Annotated in this window: 13 protein-coding genes; 9 read left to right on the top strand and 4 right to left on the bottom strand. The window is 44.0% G+C overall.

The window, feature by feature from the left end; translation table 11 throughout:
- Window positions 1-14 precede the first annotated feature (14 nt).
- The 3 genes from AB4263_RS11815 (at window position 15) to AB4263_RS11825 (ending at window position 3,536) form a co-directional block, all read left to right on the top strand.
- Window positions 15-1,724, top strand: a complete 1,710-nt coding sequence (locus tag AB4263_RS11815; RefSeq protein WP_372098274.1) for a putative 2-aminoethylphosphonate ABC transporter permease subunit — start codon at window positions 15-17, stop codon at window positions 1,722-1,724.
- Between the two features lie 67 nt (window positions 1,725-1,791).
- The gene (gene phnR / locus AB4263_RS11820) at window positions 1,792-2,496 is read left to right on the top strand and encodes a phosphonate utilization transcriptional regulator PhnR (protein WP_029235340.1); all 705 of its coding nucleotides are present in this window, start codon (window positions 1,792-1,794) and stop codon (window positions 2,494-2,496) included.
- Window positions 2,497-2,633: 137 nt separating this feature from the next.
- The gene (locus AB4263_RS11825; RefSeq protein ID WP_372098269.1) at window positions 2,634-3,536 is read left to right on the top strand and encodes a multidrug transporter; all 903 of its coding nucleotides are present in this window, start codon (window positions 2,634-2,636) and stop codon (window positions 3,534-3,536) included.
- 134 nt (window positions 3,537-3,670) lie between these two features.
- Here AB4263_RS11825 and AB4263_RS11830 read toward each other — a convergent pair whose 3' ends face one another.
- From AB4263_RS11830 to AB4263_RS11840, 3 genes are all read right to left on the bottom strand, one after another.
- Window positions 3,671-4,453: a siderophore-interacting protein gene (locus AB4263_RS11830; RefSeq protein WP_372098270.1), complete on the bottom strand. Its 783-nt coding sequence runs from the start codon at window positions 4,451-4,453 to the stop codon at window positions 3,671-3,673.
- 200 nt (window positions 4,454-4,653) lie between these two features.
- On the bottom strand, window positions 4,654-6,132 hold the full coding sequence (locus AB4263_RS11835; RefSeq protein ID WP_080582209.1) for a peptide MFS transporter: 1,479 nt from the start codon (window positions 6,130-6,132) through the stop codon (window positions 4,654-4,656).
- 415 nt (window positions 6,133-6,547) lie between these two features.
- Complete coding sequence (locus AB4263_RS11840; RefSeq protein ID WP_372098271.1) at window positions 6,548-7,918, bottom strand: L-serine ammonia-lyase; 1,371 nt, start codon at window positions 7,916-7,918, stop codon at window positions 6,548-6,550.
- Between the two features lie 356 nt (window positions 7,919-8,274).
- On the opposite strand from AB4263_RS11840, the gene AB4263_RS11845 reads away from it, so the two are divergent.
- Window positions 8,275-9,153, top strand: coding sequence for a YdcF family protein (locus AB4263_RS11845; protein WP_372098272.1), 879 nt, complete (start codon window positions 8,275-8,277; stop codon window positions 9,151-9,153).
- A 129-nt stretch (window positions 9,154-9,282) separates the two neighbouring features.
- Here the strand turns inward: AB4263_RS11845 and AB4263_RS11850 are convergent, their stop codons facing one another.
- Entirely contained in the window at window positions 9,283-9,543 is a 261-nt protein-coding gene (locus tag AB4263_RS11850; RefSeq protein ID WP_017059521.1) for a DUF333 domain-containing protein, read from the bottom strand.
- A gap of 302 nt (window positions 9,544-9,845) precedes the next feature.
- On the opposite strand from AB4263_RS11850, the gene AB4263_RS11855 reads away from it, so the two are divergent.
- The 5 genes from AB4263_RS11855 (at window position 9,846) to AB4263_RS11875 (ending at window position 15,187) form a co-directional block, all read left to right on the top strand.
- Window positions 9,846-10,364: an NUDIX hydrolase gene (locus tag AB4263_RS11855; protein ID WP_017059522.1), complete on the top strand. Its 519-nt coding sequence runs from the start codon at window positions 9,846-9,848 to the stop codon at window positions 10,362-10,364.
- 228 nt (window positions 10,365-10,592) lie between these two features.
- Window positions 10,593-12,356, top strand: a complete 1,764-nt coding sequence (locus AB4263_RS11860; RefSeq protein WP_017059523.1) for an ABC transporter ATP-binding protein — start codon at window positions 10,593-10,595, stop codon at window positions 12,354-12,356.
- Window positions 12,350-14,134 carry an ABC transporter ATP-binding protein gene (locus AB4263_RS11865; RefSeq protein WP_372098273.1) on the top strand — a complete coding sequence of 595 codons (1,785 nt, stop codon included), beginning with the start codon at window positions 12,350-12,352 and terminating at the stop codon, window positions 14,132-14,134. Before AB4263_RS11860 ends, AB4263_RS11865 begins: the two co-directional genes overlap by 7 nt.
- Window positions 14,135-14,369: 235 nt before the next feature.
- A complete protein-coding gene (locus AB4263_RS11870) occupies window positions 14,370-14,636 on the top strand; it encodes a hypothetical protein (protein ID WP_017067627.1) in 267 nt (88 codons plus the stop codon).
- A 116-nt stretch (window positions 14,637-14,752) separates the two neighbouring features.
- Window positions 14,753-15,187 carry a hypothetical protein gene (locus tag AB4263_RS11875; RefSeq protein WP_017064806.1) on the top strand — a complete coding sequence of 145 codons (435 nt, stop codon included), beginning with the start codon at window positions 14,753-14,755 and terminating at the stop codon, window positions 15,185-15,187.
- The last annotated feature ends 58 nt before the right edge of the window (window positions 15,188-15,245 follow it).

The following is a 15,245-nucleotide window of genomic DNA, read 5'->3' on the forward strand; positions in this document are numbered from 1 at the left end:
TGGAATCGACTCAAATGATGCAATCTAAGCTGCTAATTCAACGACGAGTACAACCTTTTCTGGCTCGATTAAGTAAAGACAACGTAATCCTATTTGGGCTGTTGGCTTTTTTGTCTGTGTTCATGACGTTGTTTATCCTGATGCCACTGTGGGCAATGTTGAAAAAGAGTGTTCAGAACGCAGACGGTGAATTTGTAGGTTTACAGAATTTCGCTACGTATTTTGCGTCTCAAAGCCTGTGGCAGTCGGTAGGCAATACCTTCACGCTTGGATTGCTAGTGACCGTAGTCGTGGGTGTCTTGGCGTTTGGTTATGCCTATGCGCTAACTCGTTCATGCATGCCTTTTAAGGGGCTTTTTCAAGTACTGGGTTCTGCGCCTATTCTTGCTCCGTCACTGCTTCCTGCAATCAGTCTTATCTTCTTATTTGGTAACCAAGGTATCGCTAAAGAAGTCTTGGGGGGCAACTCGGTTTATGGTTTGATTGGTATCTCACTGGGCTTGATATTTTGGACGTTTCCACATGCCTTAATGATTTTAACTACTTCATTGAGAACCTCTGACGCTCGTCTTTATGAGGCGGCACGTGCACTCAATACTTCATCGCTAAAAACCTTCTTCATGGTGACGTTACCTGCGGCAAAATACGGTTTGATAAGTACCTTGATCGTTGTGTTTACGCTGGTGGTTTGTGATTTTGGTGTGCCAAAGGTGATTGGTGGTAGCTACAACGTTCTGTCTACCGATATCTTTAAGCAGGTAGTAGGGCAACAGAATTTCTCTATGGGCGCGGTGACTAGCATCCTATTGCTATTGCCTGCGTTGCTTGCGTTTACCGTTGACCGCTGGGTTCAAAAGAAACAAAAGAGCTTGTTTGATACTCGCTCCGTCGCTTACCAACCAGAGCCAAACACTCTACGTGATGGCGTGTGTTTACTCTATTGCACCGTAATTTCAGTGGCTGTTGTTATTGTGCTAGGCATGGCGATATACGGATCTATGGTCACTTTCTGGCCTTGGAATAAAACGTTAACGCTAAATAATTATAACTTCGCAGAGATGAGTACTTATGGTTGGACGCCATTTTTCAACTCTTTAACCCTCGGCGCTTGGACTGCGATTATCGGTACCGTATTGATTTTCTTAGGCGCCTATTGCATTGAGAAAGGTCGCGCCTTCGGTCCTGTTCGTCAAGCGATGCAAATGCTCAGCGTTGTTCCGATGGCCGTTCCGGGTATGGTGCTGGGTTTGGGTTATATCTTCTACTTCAATGATTTGAGTAACCCACTTAACTTCTTGTATGGCACGATGGCGTTCTTGGTGATTAATACCGTGGTTCACTACTACACGGTAGGGCACATGACGGCGTTAACGGCATTGAAACAACTGCCTTCCGAAATTGAAGCAACAGCGGCTTCGGTAAACTTACCGCAATACAAGCTGTTCTTTAAGGTGACGTTACCTGTTTGTCTGCCGGCGATTTTAGATATTGCGACATACCTGTTTATTAATGCACTTACCACGACATCTGCGGTAGTATTCTTGTATTCTACCAATACGATTCCAGCGTCAGTATCAGTACTGAATATGGACGATGCAGGTCAAACCGGTGCAGCAGCAGCGATGGCGGTGATGATCATGATATCTGCAGCGAGTGCGAAGTTGATTCATATGCTAATCAACAAGTTATTCGATAAGCGCACCCAAGCTTGGCGTAAACGCTAGCGAACCACTTATATTGCAGTTGGCCAAGGAGTGGCTGACGACAAGAACAAGAATGAAAGGAAATGAAGTGCAGTACGTAAAAATCAAAGATGTCATCGTAGAGCAGATAGAGTCGGGGATGTTAACACCACGACAGAAGCTGCCTGCGGAACGTAAGCTGGCTGAATCGTTTGATACGACTCGAGTTACCTTACGCGAAGCCTTGTCTTCACTTGAAGCGGAAGGGCGCATTTATCGAGAAGACCGACGTGGTTGGTTTATCTCTCCCGAGCCGCTTCGTTACGATCCAACACAAACGCTGAACTTCACCAATATGGCTCTATCGCAGAATCGACAGCCGAAAACTGAGTTGGTGGCGGCGAAAGGAATGTTAGCAACCAAGGAGGCGACTCGGCTTCTTGAGTTACAACCTTTCTCGGACGTTTATCGAGTAGACAGAGTTCGTTATCTTGAAGATAGGCCGGTTGTGTATGTGACCAACTACATTCGACCAGAGTTGTTCCCTAACTTGCTTGATTATGACTTGTCTAAATCGTTGACGGACATCTACCGCGAACACTTTGGTGTGGTGTATCAGAAGATCCGTTACCGAGTGAGCACAACGTCTTTACTTGGCGAGACAGCGCAAGCCCTGCGTGCGACTTCTGGCTCACCTGCAATGGTTGTTGAGCGTGTTAACTACAATCAAAACGGCGATCTGATTGACTGTGATATTGAGTATTGGCGTCATGACGCGATCAGTATTGAGTCGATCGCACAGCTAGAGCGCTAGTCATACGTTATAACGTTGGCATATCTGCAATTATGCAGGATTGCCCAATTGAAACGCTCAAAGGTCTCTTATTCGGAGGCCTTTTTTATCACCTGTTGTCAGCCGTTGTGCTAATTCATCAATAATTTAGGAATGAAATGGAATTCTCTGCGATTGTAATCGTGATCATTTCGGCTTTGCTTCACGCGGGTTGGAACGTTCTAGGTAAATCTAATCAAGGCTCGGGCTCGTCATTCTTCTTAGCCTCTGGCTTTGCCGCCGCAGCGATATTGACGCCTTACTTGATCTGGTATGTTCACAGCGTTGGACTGTCAAATATCTTACTTCCATTTTGGCAACTGGTTTTCTTGAGTGGGATCTGTCAAATCATCTATTTGATTGGGTTAGGCGCGGCCTATAAACAAGCTGATATCGGTGTGATTTACCCGATGGCACGAGCGCTGCCCGTGTTGATGGTGGGTTTAGGCACGGTGTTGATAGGCTATGAGCTGTCACCTAATCAATGGTTTGGCTTCACCTTGATTACCTTGGGTTGTTTGTTTGTACCACTTAAGAAGTTTTCAGATCTTAGGTTAAAAGCGTATCTCAACCTTGGCGTACTGTGGGCGTTAATCGCGGCCATTGGTACCACGGGCTATTCCATCATTGATAAAGAAGCGCTTCTGTTACTCGATCCTTTGAGCACACCAGTTATAACTAACAAGCACACCGCGATTTTCTACCTAGGTATCCAGTTCTGGGCAATTGTGATTCCGTTGAGTGTTTGGTTATTCGTAACCAACCAAAGAATCGAGTTTACTAATGCGTGGATACTACGTAAGAAAGCCACAGTGGCCGGTATCATGATGGCTTCGACCTATGGCTTAGTGCTGTTTGCGATGACCATGACTGAAAATGTCAGCTTGGTTGTTGCTCTTAGGCAAGTGAGTATCATTTTCGGCGTAGTGATGGGGATCTACTTTTTAAAGGAAAAGTGGCACGCGACTCGCGGTGTAGGCGTATCTCTAATTATTGCTGGCTTAGTTATCTCATTGACTTAAAAGATCGCCTGAGTGATTGGGGATTTGTGAATAGGTATCTCTATTAAGTTAAATGAAAAAACGCCCTTAGCGAAACAAACTTCGTTAAGGGCGTTTTCTCTTTATCTAGTAAGAAGCTGTAGGTAGTAAAAGACTTACCCCGCTAAATCTTGAGCATCTTGCTGTTTCAACACTTTGTGGCCATCTTCAGTGACACCACGTTTCCAGTAGCTGCTGATGTAGATGTTCTCTTTCGCGACTTCTTTTTCGTTGCGGAAGTATTGTCTTAGCTCACGCATGCTTTCAAATTCACACGCTGTCCATATTGAAACCTGACCTTCTAACCATTCTGTGTTGCGCACGGTTTGTGAAAGTGACTCTGAGGTTTCATCTTCAATCAACCAGGTTACTTTGATACCTTGAGGAGTCTCAAGTACCTGCTTATCTGCTGCTGAGTTGATCTGAATGATAGTGTGACCAGTTGCTGTTTCTGGGAGCGTTTTTACTTTTGCAGAAAGCGCAGGTAGGGACGTCATGTCTGCAACTAAGAAGAACCAGTCTGACTCTAGGTTAAGCCCCTGAATTAAACCAGGACCAGCCACTGAAATAGTGTCACCCACTTTCGCGTTCATTGCCCACCTTGCAGCAAAGCCACACTGCAAATCTTTAGTGATGTGACGAACGAAATCGACTTCAATCCACTGCTCTACAGGATTGTACTGACGAATGGTGTAGGTACGCATGGTTGGGCGATCACCTTCGTTTAGCTGGCTTAAATCAGTCGTGCCAAGTGGCGAGAATAAAAGCTTGATGTAGCCGCCGGCACATTCTGTTGGGTATTTACTTAATCCCTCACCGCTAAGCGTTATGCGCTGCATGTTTGGAGTAATTGTTGAGGTTTGAGTAACGGTTAATGTGATAGGGCTAGGCTTGCTCATATAAGGCTCTCTTAGATTTGGATTTCCACATCATAATCCTGAACTAAAAAACACTCAATACTAATAGTTATCATTTACTTTTATTTACACATGTACTACCTAACTTATACGACAGATCCTATTGAGAAACGGATCCTACAAAAAAGAGCCCTTTAGAAAACTAAAGGGCTCTTAGGATTGGTTTGACTCAGCGAACAGAATTAGCTGTTTGCTTGCTCTAGTTCAATCGTTTCTTCAGCGGCTTTCGCAGCTTCTAGCATCTTACGAATAATGAACGATGCTGCCATTGCGATACCTACCATCACGACGGCAAGAACAGTCAGCATTTGGAAGTAATCACCGTAAACCGTTTGCACGATCTCTTGTGTGATCTCTTGACCTTTCTCTAGTGCAATAGACGTTGAGAATACCGCGCCAACAATGCCTGATAGTGCGATAGCAACAGAGAACAAGCTTACTGAGAAGTTTTCAATGTGCTTAGGTGCAACAGACAGGATGAAGGCTACAACCATTGAACCTACAATCACTTCACCGAATGCTAGGAAGAAGTGAATCGCTAGGAAGACTTCTGGGCGGATCAGAATATCGTCACCAACTGTCGTTACTGCCATCGTAAGGATACCGAAAGCGATAGCCGTAAGGATGAAAGAGAAACCGACTTTGGTTGCAGTTGAGAAGTTAATGTTTTTCTTTTCTAGGTTAGAGAAGATACCCGCGATGATAGGGCCAGCAACCATACACCATAGTGGGTTCATTGCCATTGAAGCTTCAGGTGCGACAGGGATGAAACCAAATAGATCGCCACGCATTGTGTTGATCGCTACCATTGTCATCGAAGTCATCATCTGACCGTAGTACACGAAGAAACATGTCGTCAGGAATGTGATGATTAAGATAGTCCCCATTTTTAGCATGTCTGATTTCTTCGATTTCATCATCAAAGAGACAAAGTAGATGATCGCGGCACCACCGATTGCGTACACGATGTTTTGGCCAATATCCATGTTAGAGAACATGAAGAATACCAAGCCGATCATTGCTGCAGAAAGACCAAGGAACGCTGCCCAGTTTTTAGTGCTTACTGGTTTTTGGTCGATTTCAGCACTTGCTTCAACAAGGCCTTTGCGAACAAAGATCATCATCAGAAGCGCAGCACCGGCTAGCACCGCTGAAAGAAGGAAACCACCGTGGAAACCAACAACAAGTACTAGCATTGGGAACAGGTATTGGCCTAACAGAGCACCAATATTGTTTACTGAGTAGTTGATTGGGTAGCAGTTCTCAAAATCTTCTTGAGTTTTGAACGTGCGTTTGTAAAGACTTGGGTAAGAAGGGGACATCAAACCACGTGCATAACTTGCTAACGCAATACCACATAATGCCATCGGAACATTGGTTGCTGCTGCACCAAGTACCAGTAGAACGTAACCACTTGCGAACCCTAGGAAGGCAATGGTTAAAGATCGGTAGGCGCCTAAAAACTTGTCGGCGATAAAGCCACCTGCGATAGCAAATAGCGGTCCGATTGCAGAGAAAGCACCAACAACCATCATGGTGTCGGCTTCATTGTAGTTCAGATCTTCAAGGAAGAAACGAGTCAAGATCACCATGACGCCATAGAACGAAAGTCCGAACATCATTTGGCAGAACATCATTGATTTGTTTAATCTATTCCACATTATTTTATTCTCACGTTTGTATTAATATGTAGTGTAATTGCCCGATTATAATATCATTAGTAGTAATACATAAACTTAAACATCTGTCCCAAGCAGAACTTTACTCGATATATCTTTTCTTATGAGTGCATTCATATTTCTCATGAATGAGATTTGCAACGTTAGATTTTGCAAGTGGATGCATGGCGGTATGAAATTTAGCCATCATCATTTGTGGCTAAGTAATGAACTAATAAAGGGAAAGTTAGAGGTAGTCATTCTGTAAGTTATTTTGAGTGAGTATCACTTTCAATTAGCTGTTGGGCTTTAGCCAATAAAAAAGCCAGCTTGGTGGCTGGCTTTGTTGAGATATTGAAAACTAAGTTTACAAGAATGCTGTCTCTATAGAGGCTTTCTCCACTCGTGTTCCTGTCTTTTATTCACAAGGTGGTGCCATGTGGATCACGGCTAGGCCGCCTAGAGAAGTTTCACGGTACTTCTTGTTCATGTCTTTACCTGTTTGGTACATGGTCTCGATAACCTTGTCTAACGAGATAAGACACTTGCTGGTACGTTTCAATGCCATGCGCGATGCATTGATCGCTTTCATTGCACCCATTGCGTTACGTTCGATACATGGCACCTGAACAAGGCCACCGATCGGATCGCATGTCATGCCCAGTGAGTGTTCCATCGCGATCTCAGCGGCAATACAAATCTGTTCGTTGCTACCACCACGTAGGGCAGTTAGGCCTGCTGCGGCCATTGATGAAGAAACGCCGACTTCACCCTGACAACCTACCTCTGCGCCAGAAATCGAAGCGTTGGTTTTGTATAAGATGCCGATTGCGCCAGAGACTGCCAAGAAGTCTTTAAGCTGCTTGGTGTCTAGCTCCTTGATGAAACGATGGTAGTACATCAATACCGAAGGAATAACCCCAGCTGCACCGTTGGTAGGTGATGTCACGACCTGACCGCCCGCTGCATTCTCTTCACTCACGGCAAAGGCAAATAGGTTAATCCAATCCATGATCTCCATTGGATCGTTTTCAATCGAGGCATTCGCTTCAAGCTTTTTAAGCAGAGCAGGTGCTCGACGAGTGACTTCTAGGCCGCCATCAAGGATGCCTTCCGTGTCAAAGCCACGCTGCATACACAGAGACATCACCTTCCAAATTTGGTCGGCTTTCTGGTCAATCACATCCATACCTTGGAATGAAACTTCGTTACGTAGAATTAAGCAACCAAGGCTCAGTCCTTGTTGTTCGGATAGTTCAAGCAACTGATCAGCAGAAGAGAAAGGGAACTCAACTTGAGTTTCTGCTTCCTGTTTGCCGTTTTGTAGCTCATCAGCGGTTGCGATAAAGCCACCACCAATCGAGTAGTAGGTTTCCATATCCAGAAGGCTGCCGCTTTCGTTAAAGGCAGAGATAGTCATACCATTTTCATGCAGCGGAAGGTTGGTCTTGTGGAAGAGCAGATCGCTTTCTACATCGAAATAAATTTCATGGTTACCGCTAACCAATAGAGATTTACCTTCAATCGCCTTACGCATTGCTTGGTTAGCACTGGTGATTTTAATGGTGTCGGGGCGGTTACCTAGCAAACCTAACAAGGTCGCTCTGTCTGTGTGGTGACCAATACCCGTCAATGATAACGAGCCGTATAAGTCGATTTGAATACGCTTCACTTGCTTAAGCTGAGCATCAATTTTTTGGGTAAAGTTAAACCCAGCGATCATTGGTCCATTTGTGTGGGAGCTGGATGGTCCAACCCCAATTTTGTAGATATCAAAAATAGACAGCATAGTAACTTCCTGTGAAGACGGTTCGATGGACGAACTCTGTGTAAAATTTGTATTTGGTTAGTTGCACTTCTTTGAGTGAACCTGTTCTGTGGGTGAAACAGTTATGCGATAGAGCGTATTCATTGATTGAAAGGGCTCTTTTATCGACTAGTGCTAACAAGCATAGAGCGATGAAATACAAGAGCGTGCTATGTTTGCTGTAAAGCGACACGTTTATTCTTGTATTACCTAAGATGTCGCTATCAATAGTGAGCATTATTGCGAGCAACATATAAGAATTTCAAAATACTTTTGTTAACAAGTATTGTATACATAATTCACTCCATCTAATCCCCAAAACGAGACTTGAACATAAAATGAGCATTAATCACCTCCTTATTGTGCTGGGTAAGCGACTTAATGAGAATAAATTGACTGATGAAGGAATCAGTCGAGTTGATGCTTTGGTTGAGTATCTGGCTGAGCCTTTGGTAGAAGAGTCGAATCAGCAAACTGCGGTAGCATTTTGTGGTGGGCTAACAAAAGGGCAAACACTGTCTGAAGCCGACGCGATGCACCAGTACTTTAGAAAGCTTGAAAAGCAGCGTGAACATCCGTTTTCTTTAGGGGCGATTTTGCTCGAGCAGCACTCGACCAACACTGTCGAGAACATACAGAACTTGGCCTCAGAGATGATTGCAAGCGGGCTGTTTACTCGCGGGCAAAGTGTGCAAGTGACATTCGTTTCGAATGACTACCATTTACAACGTATATTCGAGATTCAATCGCTCATGGGCGAGCAAGGTTTGCTTAAAGTTCTCATCGAGGAGTGTTCCGCACTTGGGGTAGAGCAGCAAATAGATCGCAGGTTGGAGGCTCATGTTGCGGTGCCATACCCACATCAAAGTGCTCAGGGGCAATTGTTTCTGTTGATGGACGTACTGACGACCTACCGAGTTTATCTTGAAGGTGTTTGTGCGGGCGCATTTAAGCGAGATTTAGAGTTGGTTAGACGAGAGCCAGAAAGACTGTCTTTGGAAGCATTGATCACTGCCAAAGAGCTCGTTGGACGTTCATCTGACTTTGACATTGTGGAGAGTTTACTCCCAGCATTGGAGCGCTGTATCCAGCAGACTTCAGTGGGTACCGATGTAAAAAAAGTCAGGGAATACCTAGCTCTACTAGATACTAACCTGACTTTATTGAATCGTTATTTAGATCCGGAATCGGATCACACACATCGCTGGTGGCGATAGGTGATTATTTCTTTCTCGTGATGCCAAAAGCTAGAAGTTCAGTGCCTTCTTCAGCGATGTTTTTAACCGCTCGAACGTAATCATCGCCCATAACATTGTGCCAGAAGGCTCATGTGTTTTTTACAGTGATTAACTTTGGTTTTCTGAATCTTGCTCATGGTTATTGCGGTAGTACTCCCACTGTTCAATGCGCTCGCCGTCATCGAATACACAGTAAGTTGTACGCTGATTGTTTTCAGTAACCGTGTCTAATTCACCGTCTTGTTGAACACAATAAACCGCTGCTGGGTTAGCGACTGAAACACGTTGGCCCTCGCTATATTCTGCATAGTCGTTTGCACAACCGCCTAATACAACGGCACATACAGCCATCAAACCAATTTTCTTCATGTCTATCTCCTACGTGATAACTCTATAATCGAATGCGTTAAGTTCTACAGAACCAAATGAGAAGCTCTATGAAATTAGTATATTTTAGATTTCAGAAAAGGTTGTCCTAATTTGGTCAAGATATTGAAATAGGTTGATATTTCTTCATGTTTAACGACTTTTTGAGTGTTAGATCAAGCTAAGTGGATTCAAGTTACCGTAGGAATATCCCCGTCCGATCCGTTCTGGTTAGCGGTTGTGAACCTCGAATCTATTGATGATTATGATATGATGCCGCCAAATTCAGTAGAGCAGTCAGAATCATGAGACACCTAAAAACAACCATCCATCCTGATATCGACCATCTAGACAATAAAACGGTCTATAAGCGCAACGCTGCCCGTGCCATTGTGTTAGATGGTGAAGACATTCTGATGCTGTATACAGAGCGTTATCACGACTACACCATTCCTGGTGGTGGTTTGGATGAAGGGGAAGATGTGATCGCAGGTATGGTTCGTGAACTCGAAGAAGAGACTGGCGCGAAGAATATCCATAGCATCAAGCCGTTCGGCATTTTTGAAGAGTTTCGTCCTTGGTACAAAGACGATGCAGACATGATGCACATGATTTCTTACTGCTACTCATGCAAGATCGATCGTGAGCTTGGTGAAACGGCTTACGAAGATTATGAAGTGAAAAACGGGATGAAACCGGTGTGGATGAATATCCATGAAGCGATCGCTCATAACGAAAAGACCATGGCAGAGAGCCCTAAGAAGGGCATGAGTATTGAACGTGAAACCTTTTTGCTGCATTTGATTGCCAAAGAGATGCTTTAGCCGTTATCAATACTAGCCTGCTAAGCTATTTATTTGCCGCCACTTTTGGCGGCAAAATTGTTTCTAGCAATGCTAAAATTTAATAGCGGAAACTAATTATTGAATATGGTTGATATTGTCAACTAAGTGTTTTTGATGTATCTTTACCTCAGCGATGAACCTATCTAGCTTAACTGCCCGGTTATATCGTTAAATCTCGCTGTGAGCCTGCCCTAAACAAAGAATACTATGAATAAAAGACAGTTTATTGCCCATTATCTGCGCATGAATCGCACCTCGTACTTATTGGCGATTGTGTTCATCTTTCTCGTCAACTGGTTACAAGTAGAGATCCCTCGTTATATCCAATTGGCGATAGATTTGATTGATGATGCCTCTTCAACTGGCCACCAACAGCTTCAAACCTATGTTTGGATTGTGGTCGGGATGTCGGTTGCCATGGTGGTGGTGAGAATTCTGTCTCGTATCTATGCGCTTAATCCGGGGCGAATTACAGAGGCCGCACTTAAAAGTACACTTCTACAAAAGTTGAATCGCTTACCGAGCAGCTTTCACGAACGCTTTGCTTCGGGTCGACTGATCTCGATTATCAACAATGACCTTAGTGGCATTCGACTGCTGTTTGGTGTCGGCTTCTTGCAGTTCTTCAATGCCTTGCTTGCGTTGTCGTTGACGCCTCTTTACATGTGGCGCATATCGCCAGAACTCACACTGTATTCGATCATTCCTATCTCAATCGCTTTTGTGATTTTCCGTGTGGGCTTCAAGCGTATGAAAACGCTGCATTTAGAGCACATGAAGCGTCTACAAAACCTGTCTGCTCAACTAATGAGTTACCTGTCTGGGATTGACTTGATTAAGAGCCAGCAGATGTCACCTTGGGTGAAAGCCGAAACTGAAAAGCTGAACCAGTTATTGCTTGAATGCCGCCTTAAAATTACACGCATTCAAGTCTTCTTTATGCCGGTACTCGACTACGCCAATGACCTGATGAAAATCATCATTCTTGGGCTTGGTGGCTACATGTTAATGAGACAGGAACTCACACTTGGTGAGATTACCGCCTTTCTGACTTACTCGGTTTTGCTCGCTATGCCATTGATGCAACTTGGCAGAATCGCGACCATTTATCAGCGTGGCATGGTAGGTATTCAAAGTGCACAAACCATTCTTAATGCCAAAGTCCCGGAGCTTGATGAAGATAAGCTGACTGAACTAGATGTTGAATCACTGAAGGGAAAAACGTTTTCTGTTCGCAACCTCAGCTTCAGCTATTCAGGTGAAGAACGCGTGATTCTCGATGACATCAGCTTTGATATTCCAACAGGTAAGAAAGTGGGTGTGTTAGGCGGGATCGGAGCGGGTAAAACGACATTAGTGAACTGCTTAAACCACCACTTGGATGTACCACAAGGTTCTGTTTTCCTTGGTGAAAGAGATGTCACTAGCTTCTCACGCAGTGACTTACGCCGTTACGTGAAAACCGTGACTCAAGACCCTTACCTGTTTTCAGCAACCGTCGAAGACAATATCCGCTTTGGTAGCCTAGATACCGATTTGGCAAAGAGTCAGGTTGATGAAGTGCTAGAGCTCAGCCAGTTGGCTAGTGATGTGACACGTTTTGAACACGGCGATCAAACCTTAGTCGGTGAGAAAGGGATCATGTTGTCAGGTGGTCAGAAGCAGCGCTTAAGTATTGCGCGTGCTTTATTGCAACCCACCGACCTGATCATCATGGATAACGTTCTATCGGCTGTCGACTATGAAACAGAACGTAAGATCTTGGAAGGTTTGTTTAAACGTTTGGAAAATCAATCGGTTCTTGTGGTTTCACACCGCGTTAATGCCCTTGAATATATGGATGAAGTCATCGTGTTGAACGAAGGTAAAGTGATCGCGAAGGGCGACCACGCCACGTTATTGAAAACCTGTGATTACTATTACGATACATGGCAACTACAGCAGAATGAAACGGAGGCAGCAGCATGTTAAAACGTGTTGATCTCAAGTACCTCAAGCACTTTTTTAAGTTTGCTAAGAAATACAAAGGCTCTGCGATTCTGGGCATCGCTATGCTTCCTCTTTCTGTCATCACGAGCTTGTTGTTCCCTTGGCTGATCATTCAAGTGATCGATGTTCACCTGAGTCACGGGGATATGGATGGTCTGCTCGAATACGTCTTCTATCTCGTTGCCGTGCTGGTGGCGAGTTATGTGGTGGATACCACCTATTCGTACAATCTGCGTAAAACTGGTCAATACACGATAACTGACATGCGCTCAGTATTGTTTTCTCGCGTGCTCAAACTGCCACGCAGCTATTTTGATAACACACCGATTGGGGTAACGCTTTCACGATTAACCAGTGACTTGGAAACCATCGGCGAGACGTTTGTTCAGTCGGTTGTAGGGCTAGTTAAAGACAGCATCAATACCATTGCTCTGTTGGTGATGATGTTCTTCATTGATTGGCAGTTAACGATGATTGTATTGATCATTATGCCGCCAGTGATGTATTTGACGGTGTATGTGAGAAACCGACTTCGTGCTCTCTATAAGGTGACTCGTTCTTCTCTCGCTCGCGGTATTGGCTTTTTACAAGAAGTCTTATTTGGCATGAAAACCGTTCAGATGTACCGAGCGGAAGAGCAAGTCGAGCAACGCTACCAAGGTTATACCGATGAGTTTTTAAGAGCGCAGAAGAAGATCAATAAATACGATGCGATTTTGTTCTCGTTTATCTCTGGCATCACCTCCATCACTATCGCGATTATGATCTGGTATGGCTCTGAGCAAGTGATAGAAGGAGCGCTCACCTTGGGTGTGCTGATTGCGTTCATCAATACTTTAGAGAAAGTGTTTGTTCCGATCCGAGACTTTACTTCGCAGATCGCTTCGATTCAGAGTTCATTTGCAGCGTTTGACCATATTGAAGAACTGTTTGTTGAGCCGACTGAAGAGGAAGGGCGTAACCTGCTGCCATCTAACAAGGTTGAGAAACAGCTTGAACAGTTTGTGAGCCTAGAGTTTAAGAACGTAAGCTTCCGCTACAAAGACGACTCTCCCTACGTTCTAAAGAATGTCTCGTTTGTATTGGAGAAAGGGCATCAAATCGCACTTGTGGGTTCGACGGGTTCGGGCAAGTCGACGATTCTGCGTCTGATCTCTAAAACCTACCAAGATTATGAAGGCAGCATTTTGTTGAATGGAATAGAGCTGTCACAGATCTCAAGTGAAGACTCTGCTCATTTGTTCTCAATGATGATGCAAGACGTGCACTTATTTGAAGAGACCATTCAATTCAATATCGCGCTGGGCAAAACGCATCTATCTAGAACTGAGGTTGAACAGGCGGCGCGCTATGTTTATGCCGATAAGTTTATTGAACAATTGCCACAAGGTTATGACTTCCACTTGGAAAAGAACGGCTCTAACTTGTCTGTAGGGCAAACGCAGCTTATCTCGTTCGCTCGAGCGGTTGCACAGGGTGGTCAATTGATGATGCTTGATGAGGCGACCAGTTCGGTAGATTCAATCACTGAAGACCTGATTCAAAAAGCAATGCAGCGCCTTTTCAAGGAAAAAACCGTGATTGCGATTGCACACCGTTTGAGTACCGTTCGTCACTCAGATACGATTTTGGTGTTGGAAAAGGGTGAAATTGTTGAGCAAGGTAATCATCAACAGCTGGTGGCACACAATGGTATTTATGCTGGCTTGTTACAAGAATCGATTGTAGAAACGGGCGATTCTCAAGTAACGGTTGCCTGATCACCTCAAATCAGGTTTACCGTTATCGATACTATGAATTGGTGTTGCTTATGTTTCACCAATTTCTATTCTTTTCTAGTATTCCCAGTAGCTTAGGGAAAATAAAACATATTTTACGATTATTAATATGTTATGATCTCCCTACTACTAAAGGGGTGTCTTAGGGCATCGGGATGTATGCAAGCAAAAAGAACCGGCTTGTGTCAGTCACTTTCTGGCGAATATGGAATCGAAAATGTTGTTGGAAGAAGTTGTAGAAATTATCGAATTAACCGACTCAGACCATTTATCTCAAGCAATGGAACTGTTTAACGAGCATGGTTTTGTTGATACTGAGTCTTTACCTTTTATGAATGTTGTTTTTGAAACAGCACCAGATCAACTTGCGAAGAAGCTGTCGCAGATTGGTTTTAAAGGTTTAGTGCAAGTCGAAAAGAATGAAGATGCATCGGGCTTCACCATTATTGATGCTGACCGCGTTCTGCTAAAAGATTCTGCTTAGTTGAAAGGCTCTGCTTAGCTGCAAGATTCTTCTTAATGACAAGAATAAGATTCAGCTTAGTGAAAAGACTCTATCCAGTTCAGTAACACCCGTTATGATTATTTGAGGTTAACACAGTGACAACAGCAACCGTTTCATCAACAGAACAACATATTTCCAACGAACATGCGCTTTTAGGTGCATCGTTATTAGCGTCTCAAAAAGTTGAGTTGGCTCTGTTCAGTGTGATCTCTAAATTAGCTAAAGCCCTATCAAAAGAGCAGCAACAGTCATTAGGTTTGGATTTGGATACCTTTTTAAGGGAGAAGCCAAGTGAACAAGCCTCGACTCTGAGCCGCTACGAAAATACGTTTGGTGAACAACTTCCTTTGAAGGCTAATGAACTCAACGATTTTATTTATCATCGAAACTTGGTCACTCGTGGCTTTTGGCGTGTGACTGGGGCTGATGTTAAAGGCGGTGAGAAACTTGCTAACCCAGAGCTTTATTTAAAAGAGTTCTTGGCTAAATGTGAATACTGGCAAGTGATGATTGATACTCAAACCAAGTAATCAAATTGAAATAAGAAAGCCATAGCGAACATGCTATGGCTTTTTTGTTGGTGCGCCG

Origin of the sequence: Vibrio sp. 10N.261.55.C5 (assembly GCF_041470505.1) — a bacterium.
Lineage (GTDB): Bacteria > Pseudomonadota > Gammaproteobacteria > Enterobacterales > Vibrionaceae > Vibrio > Vibrio crassostreae_C.

What these genes read in the sequence shown, in the direction of transcription:
- AB4263_RS11835 (WP_080582209.1), bottom strand. Translation starts at nt 6,132, where the DNA reads ATGTGGAATAGATTAAACAAATCAATGATGTTCTGCCAAATGATGTTC.
- AB4263_RS11860 (WP_017059523.1), top strand. Translation starts at nt 10,593, where the DNA reads ATGAATAAAAGACAGTTTATTGCCCATTATCTGCGCATGAATCGCACC.
- AB4263_RS11870 (WP_017067627.1), top strand. Translation starts at nt 14,370, where the DNA reads ATGTTGTTGGAAGAAGTTGTAGAAATTATCGAATTAACCGACTCAGAC.
- AB4263_RS11865 (WP_372098273.1), top strand. Translation starts at nt 12,350, where the DNA reads ATGTTAAAACGTGTTGATCTCAAGTACCTCAAGCACTTTTTTAAGTTT.
- AB4263_RS11855 (WP_017059522.1), top strand. Translation starts at nt 9,846, where the DNA reads ATGAGACACCTAAAAACAACCATCCATCCTGATATCGACCATCTAGAC.
- AB4263_RS11830 (WP_372098270.1), bottom strand. Translation starts at nt 4,453, where the DNA reads ATGAGCAAGCCTAGCCCTATCACATTAACCGTTACTCAAACCTCAACA.
- AB4263_RS11845 (WP_372098272.1), top strand. Translation starts at nt 8,275, where the DNA reads ATGAGCATTAATCACCTCCTTATTGTGCTGGGTAAGCGACTTAATGAG.
- AB4263_RS11815 (WP_372098274.1), top strand. Translation starts at nt 15, where the DNA reads ATGATGCAATCTAAGCTGCTAATTCAACGACGAGTACAACCTTTTCTG.
- AB4263_RS11825 (WP_372098269.1), top strand. Translation starts at nt 2,634, where the DNA reads ATGGAATTCTCTGCGATTGTAATCGTGATCATTTCGGCTTTGCTTCAC.
- AB4263_RS11850 (WP_017059521.1), bottom strand. Translation starts at nt 9,543, where the DNA reads ATGAAGAAAATTGGTTTGATGGCTGTATGTGCCGTTGTATTAGGCGGT.
- AB4263_RS11840 (WP_372098271.1), bottom strand. Translation starts at nt 7,918, where the DNA reads ATGCTGTCTATTTTTGATATCTACAAAATTGGGGTTGGACCATCCAGC.